The sequence below is a fragment of the Methylomicrobium lacus LW14 genome (assembly GCF_000527095.1).
Classification (GTDB): domain Bacteria; phylum Pseudomonadota; class Gammaproteobacteria; order Methylococcales; family Methylomonadaceae; genus Methylomicrobium; species Methylomicrobium lacus.
The window spans coordinates 4,066,258-4,082,880 of record NZ_AZUN01000001.1; the positions used below are offsets into that span (position 1 = coordinate 4,066,258).

The window sequence follows — 16,623 nt, forward strand, 5'->3', positions numbered from 1 at the left end:
TCGAGGGTTTTATCCCTCGATCTCGCTACGCTGCATCGAGGCTACGATTGTTCGGAAAACTCATGTTCGAGCAGTTTCGCATGCGCCGCCGCCAACCTTGCGATCGGGATGCGCGGGGCGGAGCAGGACACATAATCCAGCTTGATATGGTGGCAAAAGCGGATCGATTGCGGATGCCCGCCCTGTTCGCCGCAGATGCCGATCTTGATGCCGGGCCGGGTGCGGCGGCCGAATTCGGCGGTCATCTTCATCAACTGGCCGACGCCTTTCACGTCGAGCACCTCGAAGGGGTTATCCTCGAGTAGGCCGACTTCGTTGTACAGCGGCAAGAACTTGTTTTCCGCGTCCTCGCGGGAGAACGAGAAAGTCGCCTGGGTCAGATCATTCGTGCCGAACGAAAAGAATTCGGCCACTTCGGCCAGCTGGCCGGCGCGCGTGCAGGCGCGTACGGTCTCGATCATCGTGCCGAATTTGAAATTCAATACCAGGCCGTAGCGGCTTTCGGTTTCCTGCCGGACTTCGGCGACATATTTGTTCACCCGCTTCAGTTCCTCGACCGTAATCACCTGCGGCACCATGATCTCGGGCGCGATGGCGAGGCCCTGTTGGGCGCAGATCGCCGCCGCTTCCAGCACCGAGCGAATCTGCATCTTGTAGATTTCCGGATACGACATGCCGAGGCGGACGCCGCGATGGCCGAGCATCGGGTTTACTTCCGAGAGGTCGCGGACCTTTTTCAGCATCAGCTGTTTTTTCGCGATCGCCTTGCCGATTACGTCCTCGCTGAGCAGGTTGAACGGCGCCGGCAGCACGTCGTGCCCGGACAAGGTTTCGAGGGTCACGCGCTGGCCCTTGATCATGGTCTCGTATTTGTTCAAGGCCTGAATTTCGTCCTCCAGTTGATGTTCGCTGGGCAGAAATTCATGCATCGGCGGATCGAGCAGGCGCACGGTGACCGGATGCGGGGCCATCGCGGTGAACAATTGCACAAAGTCCTCGCGCTGGATCGGCAGCAGTTTCTCGAGCGCGGCGGCGCGGCTGTCCGGGTCTTCGGCCAGAATCATGTCGACGACCAGCGGCAGGCGCTCCTTCGCGTTGAACATCCTTTCGGTGCGGCACAGCCCGATGCCGGTCGCGCCGTAAGCGAGCGCCTTCTTCGCGCCTTCGGGCGTGTCCACGTTCGCGTACACCTTCAGCTCCGCGTAGCTGTCGGCCCAGGACAACAAGGTCTGCAATTCGGACGATACGGTCGGCGCGACGGTCGGTATTTCGCCGAGATAGATCAGGCCGCTGCCGCCATCGATGGTCAGGATGTCGCCTTCGCGGATCAGCACGTCGCCGACCAGCGCGCGCCGCGACCGCACGTCGACCTTGATGTCCTCGGCGCCGGCAACGCAGGCCTTGCCCATGCCGCGCGCGACCACCGCCGCATGCGAGGTCTTGCCGCCGCGGCTGGTCAAAATGCCCTGCGCGGCGAAGAAACCGTGGATGTCTTCCGGCTTGGTTTCTTCGCGCAGCAGGATGATTTTTTCACCGGCCTTGCCCATCATTGCGGCGGTGTCGGCATCGAAGACGCATTTGCCGCAGGCGGCTCCGGGCGATGCGGGCAGACCTTGCGCGAGCGGCGGTATCTTGTTGTGCGGGTCGAGCTGAGGATGCAGCAACTGCTCGAGTAATTCGGGGTTGATCCGCAGCAGCGCGCGCTCCTTGCTGATCAGGCCTTCCTTGACCATTTCGACCGAGGTTCTGACCATCGCGGCCGCGTTCATCTTGCCGCTCCGCGTTTGCAGGCAGTACAGCACGCCGCGCTCGATCGTGTATTCGAAATCCTGCACCTCGCGGTAATGCTGTTCGAGCTTGTCGCGCAGTTCGGTCAGCTGGCGGTACAGGTCCGGCATCTCCCGGGTCAGCTCCTGCACCGGCTTCGGAGTGCGGATGCCGGCAACCACATCCTCGCCCTGTGCATTGACCAGATATTCGCCGTACATTTCGTTCGCGCCGGTGCCGGGATTGCGGGTAAAGCCGACGCCGGTCGCGCAGTCGTTGCCCATGTTGCCGAACACCATCGTGACGATGTTCGCGGCGGTGCCGTTGGCCATCTTCTCGGTGATCCGAAATTCGCGCCGGTAATCGACCGCGCGCCGCCCCATCCAGGATTCGAAAACGGCCTTGATCGCAAGTTCGAGCTGCTCGTACACGTCCTCCGGAAACGGCCGGCCGGTTTCTTCCTTGACCACTTGCAGGAACAGGTCGCTGATTTCCTTCAGATGGTCGGCATCCAGCGCGACATCGGCCTTGATGCCGGCCTGTTTCTTGACGTTGTCGAAATGCAGATCGAATTTTTCGTCGGCAATGCCGAGCGCGACCTTGCCGAACAACTGGATGAAGCGGCGGTAGGCATCGTAGCCGAAGCGCGGATCGCCTGTTTCTTCGATCAAGCCTTGCAGCGTCTCCCGGTTCAGGCCGAGATTCAGGATCGTGTCCATCATGCCCGGCATCGAGATCGCCGACCCCGAGCGCACCGATACCAGCAGCGGCAGGCTGTTGCCGCCGAAGCGCTTGCCGGTCGTCTGCTCGATGGCTTCGATATGGCGTTTGACGCCTTCCATCAGGCCGTCGGGCAGGCGGCGGTCGCGAAGGTAATCGAGGCAGGCGGCAGTCGAGATCACAAAACCCGGCGGCACGTTCAGCCCGATTTGGGTCATCTCGCACAGATTCGCGCCCTTGCCGCCGAGCAGCGCCTTGTTTTTACCGTCTCCGTTCTGGAAAGAAAAGATATATTGCGTTGCCATGTGGCGGGTCTCCCTTGGGTCGTTTCGATGCGGATAGGATGCGCCGGTATCTTAGGGGCAGCGGTGTGCCGCCTTGGCTCGCTACTGGCGCAACGGTGTGACCTTGCCGGTCGCCAAATAATTCCGGTAATCGGCCAGCACCTCGGCATGATCGAAGGCCAGTAATTCGGGTAGAGTCGCAAACGTGAAAATCGCGCAGTTCTTCGCATCGTCGGCGGCCTTCGGCATGCCGTGCGCCTCGGCCACATAACAGGCGGTGACCGTATGGCCGCGGGCATCGCGTTTCGGGTCCGAATAGATGCCGAGCAAGGCGGTCAGGCGCACATCGAGCCCGACCTCTTCCTTCGCTTCGCGGATCGCGGCATGCTCGACCGTTTCGCCGACATCGACGAAGCCGCCCGGTATCGCCCAGCCGTAAGGCGGAAACGCGCGTTCGATCAAGACGAAGGGCCGTTCGGGAAGATCGATCAATTCGATGAGGATGTCGGCGGCAATCAGGGGAGTGACGGGTTTGGCCATGGCTTACTGAGAAAAGTAGCTGAAGGAAGTCAGATTGTAACCCGGTGTGTCCGGTTTCGGTCAAGACAGAGGTTGAAACGTCGTCGGATGATCCGCGGCCCGGCTTATTGCGTTTGCCTAGGTTCCGTCACATGACGATCATTGCGTTCCGGTCAATCACTTCGCCTATCACGCAGGCGTTGACGACATGGCTTCGATACAGTGCTTGCAGACAGTCTTGCGTCTGTTCGAAGGGCACCGAAAACAAAAGCCCGCCGCTGGTTTGGGGATCGAACAGCGCGGGAAAATTTGCCGGGTTCAGATCGGGGCTTAAGGCCGACCGCAAGGACTGGTAATTTCTTTCGGCCAGCGAGGCCGAATAGCCCTTGGCAAATAAGTCGCGGGCGCCGTCGAACAACGGAATCGCCTGATAATCGATTTTGACGCCTATCGTGTTTTTGCCGATCATTTCAAACGCATGACCCAACAGGCCGAAACCGGTAATGTCGGTGCAGCCGGCAATGTCGAAGGGGCGGATCGCTTCCAGCGCGAGTTTGTTCGATTGCAGCATGCTGAAAAGCGCCGCATCTACCCATTTGCCGTTCGCCTGGGCCAGCATGTTGGCGGCAAAGATCACGCCGGTGCCGATCGGTTTGGTCAAAATCAGGCGGTTGCCCGCTCGGGTCAATTGTTTTCTGAGCACCTGCTGCGGTCCGACTTCGCCCTGGACGGATATTGCGATCGCAAGTTCGGCGCCTTCGCCGGTGTGGCCGCCGACGAGTGCAACGCCGCTTGAGGTCAAGCTATCCAGCACGCCGGACATCAGCTGAAAAATATCTTCCCGATGAATCCTTGCGGTGGCGGGGGCGAGCGTCAAACCGACTTGCGCGGTCTTCGCCGTGCCGCCCATCGCATAGACATCGCTGAGCGCATGCTGGGCGGCAATTTGGCCGAATACGAAGGGATCGGATAGGAAGGCGCGGAATTGGTCGAGGCTTTGCAGGCACAGGGCTTGCTCGGAAAAGCGTGTCAACGCGCAGTCTTCGCCGTCCTTGACGCCGAGCAATACCGAATCGTCCTGCGGTATCGTCAGCTGGTTCAGGCTTTGGGTCAGCGTGGAGGCGGCCAATTTGCTGCCGCAGCCGCCGCAGGTGTTGTCTTGCCAGTCTTCAGGAACCAAGGTGAACTTGGGCCGAGGCATCACCGGATTGAAATGCGCAGGTTTTAGCGCAAAGGTTCGGGCCTGAAAACGCTGCATGAAGCGCCGGTCGATGGTGTCCTTGACGCGCCATAACAGCGATGGCGGCAGCCAGTGCAGGACCGATGCGCTGTCCTGATGCGCGATCGCCTTGCGGTCGCCGACCGTAATCAGGGACAGCACCGCTTTTTTCGGACGGAAGGTTTTCATCGCGTCCTGGCGGGTGAAAAAAGCGCGGATATTGTGCTCAAGAATCCGGCCTTGCCGAACCGCATACACGCCGGCCTTTTTCAGCGGCGAAGGCGCAAAATGAATGCAGTCGCCGGCGGCAAAGAGGGCGTCTTGATGCTCGACGAGCAGTTTTTCGCTGACTTTTACAAAGCCGTCCGGGTCGACCGGCAGCCCCGAGCTATTAAACCACGGCGGTGCGGCGGCCTGGGTTGCGATCAATGCCCGGTAAACCTCTTGCGTATGTAGCTGGCCTCGCTCGTCCTTCAGCCGCAGGCCGTTTTCCTGCAATCGCAGCACTTCGGTATTCGGCAAAACCCGGATGCCGGCGGCGGCGAGCGTTGTTGACAGTTGCTTCTGGGCGCGAGTGTCTTGGGCCGAAACCAGGAAGTCATGCCGGTGAATCAAGCTGACTTCGGCGTTCCAGTCATTTTGATCGATCAGCATTTTCAGGATGATCGCGATTTCGACGCCCGCGGCGCCCGCGCCGACCACGGCCAGCGGCAAAGGCGCGGCGCCTTGATAAGCCTTCAGGTCCGCGATCAGCCGGTCCCAATGCGCGATGAATTGCGAAATCGGCTTGAGCGGGATCAGCTTCGCGGCGGACGCCGGCGCCAGATTCTCGATGCGCCTGGGGGCGATGCCGACATTGATCGAGGCGCAGTCGTAACGGATTTCGGGGCGATTTTCCAACTGGATCTTTTTTCGCTCGGGATCGATGCCGATGATCTTGGCCTTGATAAAACGCTGGCCGAGTTCTTCGCAGAGCCGTCTGAGGTCGAAATGGCAGTCTTCATAGCCATAATAGCCCGCTAGATAGCCGGGCAGCATGCCGGAATAAGGCGAATGGGTCTGGTCGGATATCAGGGTGATTCGAAGGCCGCCGATCGGATTCATCGCCAGCATTTTCAGCACCTGGATGTTGGCATGCCCGCCGCCGAGCAGGACCAGGTCCGAGACGGTCGGCATTGTACGGTTAATCATGGGGCTGCGTCCGTAAAAATTCCAGACAGTCCTCCCAGGAACCTTGAAACAGAGTCTTGCGTGATTTTAACGACAGCGAATAGAGATACTGCTTGTCGTAATAGGCGGTCAGCAAACGTTCGATCCAGTCCATATGCGCATCCGTGCTGTCTTCAGCCAACGCTTCGATAACGAACGCCCGCGTCAGCAGTGTCTTGATCTTGTCGCACTCCAGGCCGCCGAGCTTGTTCTTGATCCTGTCGATATTGTAAAGAAAGCTTTGTTCCAGCGCCTCCAGGCGCATGCCTCCGGCCAAAGGCGCTTGAATGTATTCCTGATGGATCGCGAATGCGCGTTGCCTCGCCGGGATTTCGATACTGACCATCGGCGCGGTCGTCATGCGCGCATAAAAATCGTCGGGCAGATGGCAGCGGCCGATATTGGGGCTCTCATCTTCCAGCACATAGTTCGGCGCAACCCGATAAAGCGCCTGTGCCAGGCCGTTCTCGAAGGTTGCCTGTTGCGGCTGGCTGGTGCCGAAATGCGATCCGAAGGCGCTGCCGCGATGATGGGCAAGGGCTTCGAGATCGATGAAGTTAGGGAGCCGGTGCAGTAAACGGGTTTTGCCGGAACCGGTCATACCGGAAAGAATCACAAAGGGCGCCGGATTTTCCAGCGCTTTCAGCGCTTCGTGGCGTAAACCTTTATAACCGCCCTCGACGCGAAGCACTTCCAGACCCTGTTGATAAATCCAGTCCTGCGCGATGCGCGACCTGAGGCCGCCGCGCCAGCAAAAAAGCAAGGCCGGCGCCTCGGCGTGTGTTTTGATCGCCTCGCACCAGCGGCGAATCAGCGCGTCTTGATAGTCCCCGCTGACCAGTTGGTGTCCCAAGACCTTCGCCGCTTCCGAACCTTCGGTCTTATAGGTCAACCCGACGTCATGACGATGGGCATCCGAAAGAATCGGGATATTGACCGTATTCGCAAAATGCGCCTTGTGATATTCGCCTTCCGACCTGACATCGATCACGGACAGCCGATGGTTCGTGCTCAGGAGTCTGAAAGCCTCGGAGGCGGGGAGGGTGGGGTGGTTGTTCATTGCGGGTATTTGATACGGGGTTTGGCCAAAATTTGGCTTGTGTGGTCTGGGCGGAACAGAGTCGTCTCTGTTATTGCCGATGCTCTTTATAGTAACAGCAAAAAATCGCAGCGGGTCATTTTACAGAATGTCTTCGCGATTTCGGCGTCATGCTGTCGATATAGTGCATAGAACGAATTGAGTTTGATCGGTCGTGCCGGTGCGGGTTCAGCTCAATTGGCTAGAGGCTTGTATCATTACTTGAACGGGTATATGATGACGCGCCATGCGCCCCAAGTTAGCCGCCAATCAACGCCGCCATCGATTAAATAAAGTATAAGAAATTTCGTATTAAGCTGCCGCGGACGCATGCAGTCTCCACCCAAATTTTTAACAGAATAAAGGGGTTGTTATGTTATACGCGCGCATTCTATTGCTTTCGTTGTTATCGCTGGTGTCCTCCTTGTCTATTGCTTCGGATCATGCCGATCCGATCAATCTTGATCCCAAGACACAGGAGCCGAATATTACCGGCTTATTCTTTTATCCAGAAGGCGACAACATGATCGTCGTCTTCAATGTCAGACGTTCCCTGACCGCGGCGCCGCCCTATGATTTTGCGCCTTACGAGTATACGGTCCATTTCGACCTGCACAGCAAGCTCAAATTCGATAACGCGGAAGATAAGGCTCGCTACGGCGGCACGATCGTGAATCCCGAAACGATCGAAGCCGACGCTCAGATTACGCTCCATCTGAACGACGATGCATCGCTGAAGGACAAGACCGTCAAAGGCCTGAAGAATCCCGAAAGCATCGTGATGTACACCGGCGTTCGCGACGATCCTTTCATCTTCCCCCGTTTCTTTAACGTGAACGTGGTCACGATGGTGATGAAAATTCCGAAAGCCGCGTTTCCGGCCAATCAGCAGGACTGGCTGTTGTGGGGAACATCCAAGAGCGTTAAAGACGGCAAGCAGATCGATCATGTCGGCCGCTCGAACCGGACGCAATTGGGGCGCTTCGACATTTTGAATACGGTGCATCCGAATCAGCATGTCGCCTTGATCAAGGAAAAGGCCGTATCCCGGAAGAAATTGCAGGATTTTTTCCTGGCCTGCATTCCTCCGCTGGCGCAGTTGAATCAATTGAGCGGTTTGCTGATCCGCCATTACGACATGGTGCCGGATGTGATGGTTTACACGAACCGCTTTGCACCGGGCTTTCCGAACGGCCGGCGCTTGACCGACGATGTGGCCTTGCTGACCTGTAACCAGGGCGATTGCCCGTTGCAGGAAAACGCCTTCATCGATACCAAGCAGTGGCCGCGTGCGACCGTCAACGACAAGCCGTTGTTGAGCGAGTTTCCTTATCTGGCAGAGCCTTGGCCGGCCAGACCGCAAACGCCGCCGCCATCCTGCTGGCCTTATATCCTGAAGTTCGTGGTGATTCCGGGGCTGATCCTTGTCGGACTCATCGCAGGGCTGGTGATCTGGTGCCGCAGGCGCTGCTGCAAGCATCAGCATGCCTGAATCGGCTAGGGTTGGCGCAAAGACGTTTGCCTAAGCTGATGAAGGGCGGATTATTCAATCCGCCCTTCAGGTTTGTTCGCTCCCTTCCGGTATTAAAGCATGAGGGCGGGACTCATATCCCGTCCCCTCATACTCTATCGCTTTCGTCCATCCCTTGCCGCCCTCTACCGCAGTTGCCTGATTTCTGCGGCCAATTGCCGCAACTGCGGATGTTCCATTCCGCTTGCACTCAACAGATCGAGCACCGGTTTCGCGGCTTCTGCATCCTGCGCGGCCCATGCCGCTTCCAGCAAAATGCGCGCATCCTTCGGTTCGCGTTGCGCCTGCCAGTTCGCTTGGGCCAGCCGTAAGGCGTCTTCGGGTTTGTTCAATAGATGCAGCATGAAGCGCGCCTCGTCGCCCTGATGCAGGTTTTCGCCGCGCATCCGGCTGGCCGCAAAGCGGGCCTCGAGTTCTTGAGTCGCCTGGGCCAGATTACTGCTCCCGAGTTGCTGTTTGGCCTGTACGCTGCGCAAAAACAGCGCATCGATCCGGCTTTTGTCCTGCAACAGCGACAACACTTTCTGTGGCTGGTGTTGATCGAGCAAAAAATCCGCATAGGCGCCGAAGAGATAAACATTCGGGTAATCGATGCGGATGGCTTCGGAAAAATGCTTTTCCGCTTCCAGGGGCTTGCCGAGACGGGCGGCGATGTCGGCCAGCACGGTCAGGGTCCATTGCCGCTGTTCGGCGCCGGCTTCCGCTTGATCGGCCAACGTCTCCTGCAAAAAATCATAACTCTTTCGCGCCTGTCCCATCAGGCTGTTGACCTCTGCCAGGCAGGTGCCTGCCAGCAAGGCGTCGTCGAGTTCGATCAGCGGGGCGCAGCTTTGCAGCGCGTCGGGGTAACGGGCCTGCACGAGAAGGATTACCGCGCGGGTCAGCCAGCCTTGCGCATTGTCCGGCTGCCGTCGCAGCAGCGTATCAAGATCCTGCAAGGCGCCGTCGAAGTCGTGCCGGTGCTGTTTGATCAGCGCGCCGAGCAGCAGCACTTTCGGCGGCGGCTCCGGCGTTTTGGGCCAGGCTTTCAGCAAGCCTTCGGCATAGCCATAATAGCGCGGGTCAGCCTCGGCTTTGCCGCGCGCGATATAGCGTTCGGCCAGATCGAGCGCGAGTTCGGTCCGGCCTGGATTGGCCGCCAATTGCTGGCGCAATGCGCGCAGTTCCCGGTTTGCGGGGCCGGATACCGCCGGCAGGTGCTCGAGTACCTGGGCGTCATAATCGGGTTTATAGGGGGCCGCAAGGGCCAGATGGAGGGGCAGGATCGCGCTGATCGCGGCGACGAGTTTGCGTTTCATTTATCGGGCATGCTCCTGCCGTTCATTTGAACAAAGACTCCCAGTCGACCAGTTGGGTGTTCATCGCCCGTTCCGCGAACCAGATCAGCGCGACGCACACAATCAGCACAGATCCCGCATGGACCAACAGCTGGCGGTAGCCCCAGCTGCGCCGCAAGAAAAAAGCGGCAGGCAGGAACGCCGCGACGATCGCGAGCTGGCCGGCCTCTACGCCGAGGTTGAAGGCGAGCAGGGCCAGGATCAGCAGGTTGTTCGGCAGTCCCAGGTCTTTCAGCACGTTCGCGAAGCCGAGGCCGTGGATCAGCCCGAAACCGAAGGCGACCAGCCACAATTTCTTGCTGATCAAGGGATACACATTATTCAGCGCCGCCAGCACGACCGAGGCCGCGATCGCCGATTCGACCCAGCGCGAGGGCAACTCGATCACGCCGAGCGTCGCAAGGCTCAAGGTCAAGGAATGCGCGACGGTGAAGGCGGTCACGATCTTGACGACTTCGAGCAGCACCGGGCGGAACTGTTCGGCCGGCCGCCAAGACCGCTCCTGGCGGATCAGTACGGCCGGAAACAAAAGGCTCAGCAGAAACAGGATGTGGTCGTAACCGAGCCAGATATGCCAGACGCCTTCCCTCAGGTATTGCAGGAAGGCGGCGCCGGGTTTGACTTCGGCCAGCTCGATGGGCTGATTGTGATGGGTCGGGCTCAGCACCGCCGTATGCGTCGCCTGGCCGTATTCGACGCGCAAGAGGCCGCGGTGCTGCGGGTCGAGATCGAACAGCAGCGAATAGTCGACGCCGATGTTAGACAATGCCGTGCCGCAAACGGCCGTAAACATCAGCACCGCATAGACGCCGTCGGTATGGCTGTCGATAAAATAGTCGCCGGCTTGCTGCGGGCAGGGGGGATTGCCGCCGCTCAGGTTCAGCCGGCTCAGCGCGTAGTCGAAAACCGCAGCGCGGCGGCGGCGCACCTCGCCCCAGGTGATTTCGCCGTTGTCATCGCTGTCGAGGCCGAGCGCGTAATCGAGATCGCGCAGCGCAATGTCCCAGCGTCCGTCGATGCGGTCGCCCGCGACTTTCAGGGTCAGATAGCTGTCGCTGGCCTTGTGCGCATGCAGGAGCGGCGTGTAAACCAGGATCAGCAAGCAGAAGACGAGGCGGGCCGGCATAGGGGGTTAGCGGTCCAATTTGCGCGCGACGATCACGCCGTCCCGTGTCGGGTTGATGTACGCATCGAAATCGGGGTCGTCGAAGATCAACGCGTTATGTTCGCGTATCGCTTCGGTCCAGCCGGGCGCGATGTCGGTAAACTCCTCGACCGCGACGCGGCCGTGCCAGAGCACATTGTCGGCGATATAGAGGCCGCCGGGGCGGATGCGGTCTTTCGCGAGGCGCCAGACTTCCGGGTAGCCGCCTTTGTCGACATCGTTATAGCAAATGTCGAATAGCCCGTCGGTTTGAGCGAAGATGTCCTGCGCGAAGCCGGTGTGGAAGTCGATCCGGTCCCATAAGCCGGCCTCTTGCAAAAAGCGTTCGGCCTGGAGAAGATTTTGCGGATCGCCGTCGGTGCAGACGACGCGGCCTTCGGGGCCGACCGCCTTGGCAAACCAGTAGGCCGAATAGCCGTAGCCGCTGCCGAACTCAAACACGCGCCTTGCGTTGACCGATTTGGCCAGCGCTTCCAGAAACACCCCGACCAGACGACCGACGATCGGGAAATTCCTCCGGGCGGCCAATGCTTCCATGTCGTGCAGCACCGGAGCGTCGGTGCGTCCGAGCAGGCCGCGCATATAGTTTTCGATCGCGGGGTCTACCGGAATCAAGGCGATCGAGCTGGATGGTTTGGGGGATGTACTATCGGGCATCGGCAGTGAGTGAGTCAAATGATCGACGGAACAAGGGGGGCATAATCCCCCCTTCACGCTAAGGCCTGATTAATCTATCAAGCCGCGGTCAGAATATCCAGTGCCGCCTGCGCGTGTTCGGCGGTTTCGCGGCCGAGCGCGGTCAGATAGCCGCCGTCTTCCTGAGTCACCAGGCCTTTATGGAACAGGCGCAGGGTCGCTGCGATCACGCCCGGATCGGCATTTTTATGAACCTTGATGCCTTCTAGGGTGGTGGTCAGATTATAACGGGTCAGCACGTTCAGCTCTTCGACGATTTCTGGGGTGTAAAGCACGGGAAACGCTCCTTTTTCAGTAGGGGGAAATGCTGCCTTGCCGCAGCGATCAGTTTGTCTTCGCATTGTAACCCGAATTTGCTATGCCTGTTCAAACCGTTCAAGACATGATCTCGAGTATTCCCTTCAGGTTTACGCCCGGCAGCATACCGGCTATGCTATGAGCCTTGTCTCCAGCCCAAGCGTTGCCTGATGTCGACCTCTGCTTTCCGCCTGTTTCTGCTCCTTGCCGCGCTGTGTCCGCTCGGCGTTCCGGTATCGGCCGCCGAGGGTGAGGCGGAAGCGGTCAAGCCGGAGGCAGAGGCCGGTCTGCCGGTGGTCGAGCTTGATCAGGAAAAGCAAAAACTGGTCGGATTGGAGATCATCAAAGTGCAGCCGGCCGCTTATCAGCCGGAGTTCGCCGCCTACGGCAAGGCGATCAATGTTCAGGCGCTGGTGACGATCAGAAGCCAGTACCGGGTCGCTTTATCCGAGCAGCAGAGCGCCAATGCAAGGCTGACGCAGTCCGGGCAGAGCATCCGGCGCACCGAAGACTTATACCGGCATGGAGTTGCCGCGAAACGGATCGTACAGGAGCAGCAATCGCTCTGGCAGACCGACAAGGCGCAGCTTGAAGCGCGGCGCGCGCAAAGCGATGCGGTGCTCGAAGAGGCTAGGGTGGCCTGGGGAAGCGAGCTTGCCGGTTGGGCGTTTGCGTCCGACAAGGACCGCCTCGGCGATTTCGTATCAGGCAAGGAGACCTTGCTGCTGGTCACGTTGCCGGCCGGCAAGGAGCTGCCCGCCGCCGAGGCGGCGGTTTTTATCGATCCGGAAGGCAATCGAAGCCAGGCGGAGAAGGCGGTTTATATTTCGCCCGCACCGCAAATCGATCAGACCGTGCAGGGCGCGAGCTATTTTTTCCGCACCGGCGGTAAGCGCATCCGGCCCGGCATGACGGTCAGCGTGTGGCTGCCGGAAGGGCGCGCCCGGGAAGCCGGCGTTGCGATACCCGGCTCCGCGCTGATCTGGTCGCTGGATCAGGCGTTCGTCTATGTCAAAACCGCCGAGGATGTCTTCAGCCGGCGCTTGCTCGCAGATTATGCCCCGATGGCCGGAGGCTATTTTGTCAGGGACGCGCTGAAGCCCGGCGATGAAGTCGTGACGGTCGGCGGGCAAATGCTGTTGTCCGAGGAATTCCGCGCGCAAATACCCGATGAGGATGATTGAACCGACGGCGCAAGCAACAGTCAACAAACGCAGCTTTTAAGCGAATATTCATCGTCGAGGTTTATGCTGAAACTCAAGTAAAAAGGCCGTTGCGCGCAGGCGTCGGGGAGATAATCCGGCAAGCGGTCTAACGATTCAATGTTTCAAATCCAGTGAGGGGACAGATCATGGCGACATCGGCTTTTCAAACTCAATGCCTCGCGTTAGTGGTGGCCGCTGCGGCGTTGGCCGCAAATCCTGCGCTCGCGGACAAGCCGTCATGGGCCGGCAATCCACACGGCGGGAAAAATCAGCAGGATCAGCCTTGGCCGGATAGACGGGATTATTCCGACAGAGGGCGTTACGATAGGGAAAATGATCGGCGCGATTGGAACGGCGACAGCCGCTATCGGAATCAGCGGGATAGCGATCATGCGGATCGTCGTGGTGACCGGCGCTACGAGGGGCCTCGCTATAGCGGGGGAGAATACTTCGGCGACCAGCACCGCACGAGCGTTTACAATTATTACCATGACGAATACCGCGGCGGCCGTTGCCCTCCGGGGCTGGCCAAGAAACACAACGGCTGCATGCCGCCCGGTCAGGCAAGAAAATGGGTGATCGGCCGGCCCTTGCCGCGCAATGTGATTTATTACGATGTGCCGCCGCCCGTGCTGGCGGGGCTCGGGTATCCGCCTCCGGGCTACCGTTTTGTGCGGGTCGCGTCCGATATTTTGATGATCGCGATCGGCACCGGCCTGGTGAAGGATGCAATCTATGATTTGGGCGGCGGTTGGTAGGCGCGCGATTAATTTCCACGAAAAACCCGAAAGGCACGAAAAAATGGATGGGGAAATCGGGTGCGGTTTTCTTGAGTCGGTTTCATGCGTGCATTTATTGTCGGAGTGACGGATGACTGCAAAACTTATCGCCTTACAGGCCGACATCACCACGCTGGCGGTCGATGCGATCGTCAATGCGGCCAATTCCAGCCTGCTCGGCGGAGGCGGCGTTGACGGCGCGATTCATCGCGCGGCGGGGCCCGAATTGCTGCGGGAATGCCGGACGCTGGGCGGCTGCGCGGTCGGCGATGCGAAGCTGACCCAGGGTTACAACCTGCCGGCCCGTCATGTGATCCATACGGTCGGCCCCATCTGGCATGGGGGAACCCGCCATGAGCCCGAACTGCTGGCCTCGTGTTACCGGCGCGCGCTGGAGCTTGCCGCCGAGCATCAGCTTCGCACCCTCGCGTTTCCCGGCATCAGCACCGGCGTTTACGGCTATCCGGCCGATTTGGCCGCGCAAGTGGCTTATCGGGCTGTCGTGGCGGCGGTCGGCCGTCTTCCCTCGATCGAGGAGGTCGTTTTCTGCTGTTTCTCTGCGGTCGATCTGGCCGTTTATCAAAAACTGATTGCTTCAAATCAAGCCTGAATCAAAACACCGCAAGATTCGCGTCAGGTCTGGGGCGGGTTTGGTTATAATTCGCAGATTCAAGCTGGCGGCATCGCTCGGGCCGCCCTGAGCAGCCCGAGCGATGCCGCGGCTTCCATCAATCAAACTACGCTTCAGGAAGCGCATCATGAATTCACCCGATTCGTCCCAGACGCCGCCCCAGCCCGTGACGCTGCGTCAGGCCTTCGGCTATTGGCTCAAACTCGGTTTTATCAGCTTCGGCGGGCCCGCCGGTCAGATCGCGATCATGCACCAGGATTTGGTCGAGAACAAGCGCTGGATTTCCGAGCGGCGATATTTGCATGCGCTGAATTACTGCATGCTGCTGCCCGGCCCCGAAGCACAGCAATTGGCGACATACATCGGCTGGCTGATGCATCGGACCTGGGGCGGGGTGATCGCCGGCACGCTGTTCGTGCTGCCTTCATGGTTCATTCTGCTCGGATTGAGCTGGATTTATCTGGCCTGGGGGCAAGTGCCGGCCGTGGCCGGAATGCTGTACGGCATCAAGCCCGCGGTGACCGCGATCGTGCTGTTCGCGGCCTACCGCATCGGGACGCGGGCGCTTAAAAATACGCTGCTCTGGGCGATTGCGGCGCTGGCGTTTTTGGCGATTTTCTTGCTGCATGCGCCGTTTCCGTTGATCGTGTTGAGCGCGGCGGTGCTGGGTGCAATCGGCGGCAAGTGGGCACCCGAAAAATTCGCGGTCGGCGGTCATGGCGCCGCCCAGCGAAGTTACGGTCCGGCGTTGATCGACGATCACACGCCGACGCCGGAACATGCGCGTTTTCGCTGGCAGCGCCTCGCCCAAGTGCTAATGGCCGGGGTGATCCTATGGGGCGGCATGCTGGGTTTTTTGTGCGCGCGCTACGGCTGGGACGGGGCGTTGACGCAAATGGGCTGGTTCTTTACCAAGGCCGCCTTGCTGACTTTCGGCGGCGCTTATGCGGTGCTGCCTTATGTGTACCAGGGCGCGGTCGAGCATTTTCAATGGCTCAGCCCCGAGCAAATGATCGACGGCCTGGCGCTCGGCGAAACCACGCCGGGCCCCTTGATCATGGTCGTCTCCTTCGTCGGTTTCGTCGCCGGCTGGGGCGAGACGCTATTCGGACCCGAGCAGCGCTTTCTCGCGGGCGCGGCGGCGGCCTTCGTGGTCACTTATTTCACCTTCCTGCCGAGCTTCCTGTTCATCCTGGCCGGCGCGCCGTTGATCGAGTCGACGCACGGCAATCTCAAATTCACCGCGCCGCTGACCGGCATCACCGCCGCGGTGGTCGGCGTGATCCTGAATCTGGCCGTGTTCTTCGCCTTTCATGTGTTCTGGCCGCAGGGCCTCTCCGGGCGCTTCGACTTCATCTCGGCGCTGATCGGCGCCGGCGCGCTGCTGGTGCTGTTGCGTTACAAGGTCGGGGTGATTCCGGTAATCGCGGCCTGCGGCGCGGCGGGCTTGGCCGTTACCGTCGTCCGTATCTGGCTGGCTTGACGGCTTGGCGTTCAGACTGTTGTAGAAGCGGATCCCTTCGTATATTCGCCGCAACCCTCCATCGCCTAGGTCAGCGAGCAGCCGCGCTCCCTGACATTCGATGCCCAATGGCTTGAATGTCTTCCTCGTCGTTGGCAACATAGCCTACGCTAAATCCATCTGTACAGTTGTTTCCTCCTCGCCATCCGCGCTTTTTTAACGAGAAAAACCTTATGAAGCGATCGATTCCAAGCATTTGCGCCTTATGGCTTCTCGCCTGCGGCGCCGAAAGACACGCCTCAACCCTCCAGGACACCGGCAAGCCGGCGCTGCATGCCATTCAGAGCGAACGTTTGCAGGATCTGATGAGCCGGCTGAACGATCTGATGTTTGAACATCTTCTGACCGAAGTGGAACTGGATCGAGAGCGCCGTCTACGCCTGCAGGAAATGGCGGAAGTCGCCGGGGTGATGCTCGGGACGGTGCAGGAGATACCCAACGCGCTGCCTTCACTGGCGTTGAATCCGCAAGACAGGCTGGCCTTTCTGGATTTGAGCGGCCGATTAAAGGAGCAAGTCGCTCAGCTAAAGCAGGAGGCCGAACAAAATTATGTCGACGGCATTCCGAAACGTCTCGAGCAAATCGTTGCGATTTGCAATGAATGCCATCGTTCATTCCGACAATTGCCGCATTGAGTGCTTGAATCATGCTGAACCGTATCGCC

General features: G+C 59.5%; 14 protein-coding genes. 6 read left to right on the forward strand and 8 right to left on the reverse strand.

Annotation, left to right across the window (positions count from 1 at the left end; all coding sequences use genetic code 11):
* Nucleotides 1-41: 41 nt before the first annotated feature.
* From ppdK to mnmH, 4 genes are all read right to left on the reverse strand, one after another.
* On the reverse strand, nucleotides 42-2,792 hold the full coding sequence (ppdK, locus tag METLA_RS0118995) for a pyruvate, phosphate dikinase (RefSeq protein ID WP_024300064.1): 2,751 nt from the start codon (nucleotides 2,790-2,792) through the stop codon (nucleotides 42-44).
* A gap of 81 nt (nucleotides 2,793-2,873) precedes the next feature.
* Complete coding sequence (locus tag METLA_RS0119000) at nucleotides 2,874-3,311, reverse strand: NUDIX domain-containing protein (protein WP_024300065.1); 438 nt, start codon at nucleotides 3,309-3,311, stop codon at nucleotides 2,874-2,876.
* Between the two features lie 127 nt (nucleotides 3,312-3,438).
* Nucleotides 3,439-5,700, reverse strand: a complete 2,262-nt coding sequence (selD, locus tag METLA_RS0119005; protein WP_024300066.1) for a selenide, water dikinase SelD — start codon at nucleotides 5,698-5,700, stop codon at nucleotides 3,439-3,441.
* Entirely contained in the window at nucleotides 5,693-6,778 is a 1,086-nt protein-coding gene (gene mnmH / locus METLA_RS0119010; protein WP_024300067.1) for a tRNA 2-selenouridine(34) synthase MnmH, read from the reverse strand. The genes selD and mnmH overlap by 8 nt, the downstream gene beginning before the upstream one ends.
* 391 nt (nucleotides 6,779-7,169) lie before the next feature.
* On the opposite strand from mnmH, the gene METLA_RS0119015 reads away from it, so the two are divergent.
* Nucleotides 7,170-8,288 carry a DUF4331 family protein gene (locus METLA_RS0119015; protein ID WP_024300068.1) on the forward strand — a complete coding sequence of 373 codons (1,119 nt, stop codon included), beginning with the start codon at nucleotides 7,170-7,172 and terminating at the stop codon, nucleotides 8,286-8,288.
* Between the two features lie 164 nt (nucleotides 8,289-8,452).
* Here METLA_RS0119015 and METLA_RS0119020 read toward each other — a convergent pair whose 3' ends face one another.
* The 4 genes from METLA_RS0119020 to METLA_RS0119035 form a co-directional block, all read right to left on the reverse strand.
* On the reverse strand, nucleotides 8,453-9,625 hold the full coding sequence (locus METLA_RS0119020; RefSeq protein WP_024300069.1) for a tetratricopeptide repeat protein: 1,173 nt from the start codon (nucleotides 9,623-9,625) through the stop codon (nucleotides 8,453-8,455).
* Between the two features lie 22 nt (nucleotides 9,626-9,647).
* Complete coding sequence (locus METLA_RS0119025) at nucleotides 9,648-10,790, reverse strand: HupE/UreJ family protein (protein WP_024300070.1); 1,143 nt, start codon at nucleotides 10,788-10,790, stop codon at nucleotides 9,648-9,650.
* Between the two features lie 6 nt (nucleotides 10,791-10,796).
* Nucleotides 10,797-11,486 (reverse strand): O-methyltransferase, encoded by a 690-nt coding sequence (locus METLA_RS0119030; RefSeq protein ID WP_024300071.1) that lies wholly within the window; start codon nucleotides 11,484-11,486, stop codon nucleotides 10,797-10,799.
* A gap of 77 nt (nucleotides 11,487-11,563) precedes the next feature.
* Complete coding sequence (locus METLA_RS0119035; RefSeq protein WP_024300072.1) at nucleotides 11,564-11,800, reverse strand: TIGR02647 family protein; 237 nt, start codon at nucleotides 11,798-11,800, stop codon at nucleotides 11,564-11,566.
* 192 nt (nucleotides 11,801-11,992) lie between these two features.
* On the opposite strand from METLA_RS0119035, the gene METLA_RS0119040 reads away from it, so the two are divergent.
* The 5 genes from METLA_RS0119040 to METLA_RS0119060 all read left to right on the forward strand — a co-directional run bounded on the left by METLA_RS0119040 (nucleotide 11,993) and on the right by METLA_RS0119060 (nucleotide 16,594).
* The gene (locus METLA_RS0119040) at nucleotides 11,993-13,006 is read left to right on the forward strand and encodes an efflux RND transporter periplasmic adaptor subunit (protein ID WP_024300073.1); all 1,014 of its coding nucleotides are present in this window, start codon (nucleotides 11,993-11,995) and stop codon (nucleotides 13,004-13,006) included.
* A gap of 167 nt (nucleotides 13,007-13,173) precedes the next feature.
* Nucleotides 13,174-13,785, forward strand: coding sequence for a hypothetical protein (locus tag METLA_RS0119045; protein ID WP_024300074.1), 612 nt, complete (start codon nucleotides 13,174-13,176; stop codon nucleotides 13,783-13,785).
* A gap of 112 nt (nucleotides 13,786-13,897) precedes the next feature.
* Entirely contained in the window at nucleotides 13,898-14,416 is a 519-nt protein-coding gene (locus tag METLA_RS0119050; RefSeq protein WP_024300075.1) for an O-acetyl-ADP-ribose deacetylase, read from the forward strand.
* A 148-nt stretch (nucleotides 14,417-14,564) separates the two neighbouring features.
* Nucleotides 14,565-15,920, forward strand: a complete 1,356-nt coding sequence (gene chrA, locus METLA_RS0119055; protein ID WP_024300076.1) for a chromate efflux transporter — start codon at nucleotides 14,565-14,567, stop codon at nucleotides 15,918-15,920.
* 212 nt (nucleotides 15,921-16,132) lie between these two features.
* Nucleotides 16,133-16,594 carry a hypothetical protein gene (locus METLA_RS0119060; protein ID WP_024300077.1) on the forward strand — a complete coding sequence of 154 codons (462 nt, stop codon included), beginning with the start codon at nucleotides 16,133-16,135 and terminating at the stop codon, nucleotides 16,592-16,594.
* Nucleotides 16,595-16,623 lie beyond the last annotated feature (29 nt).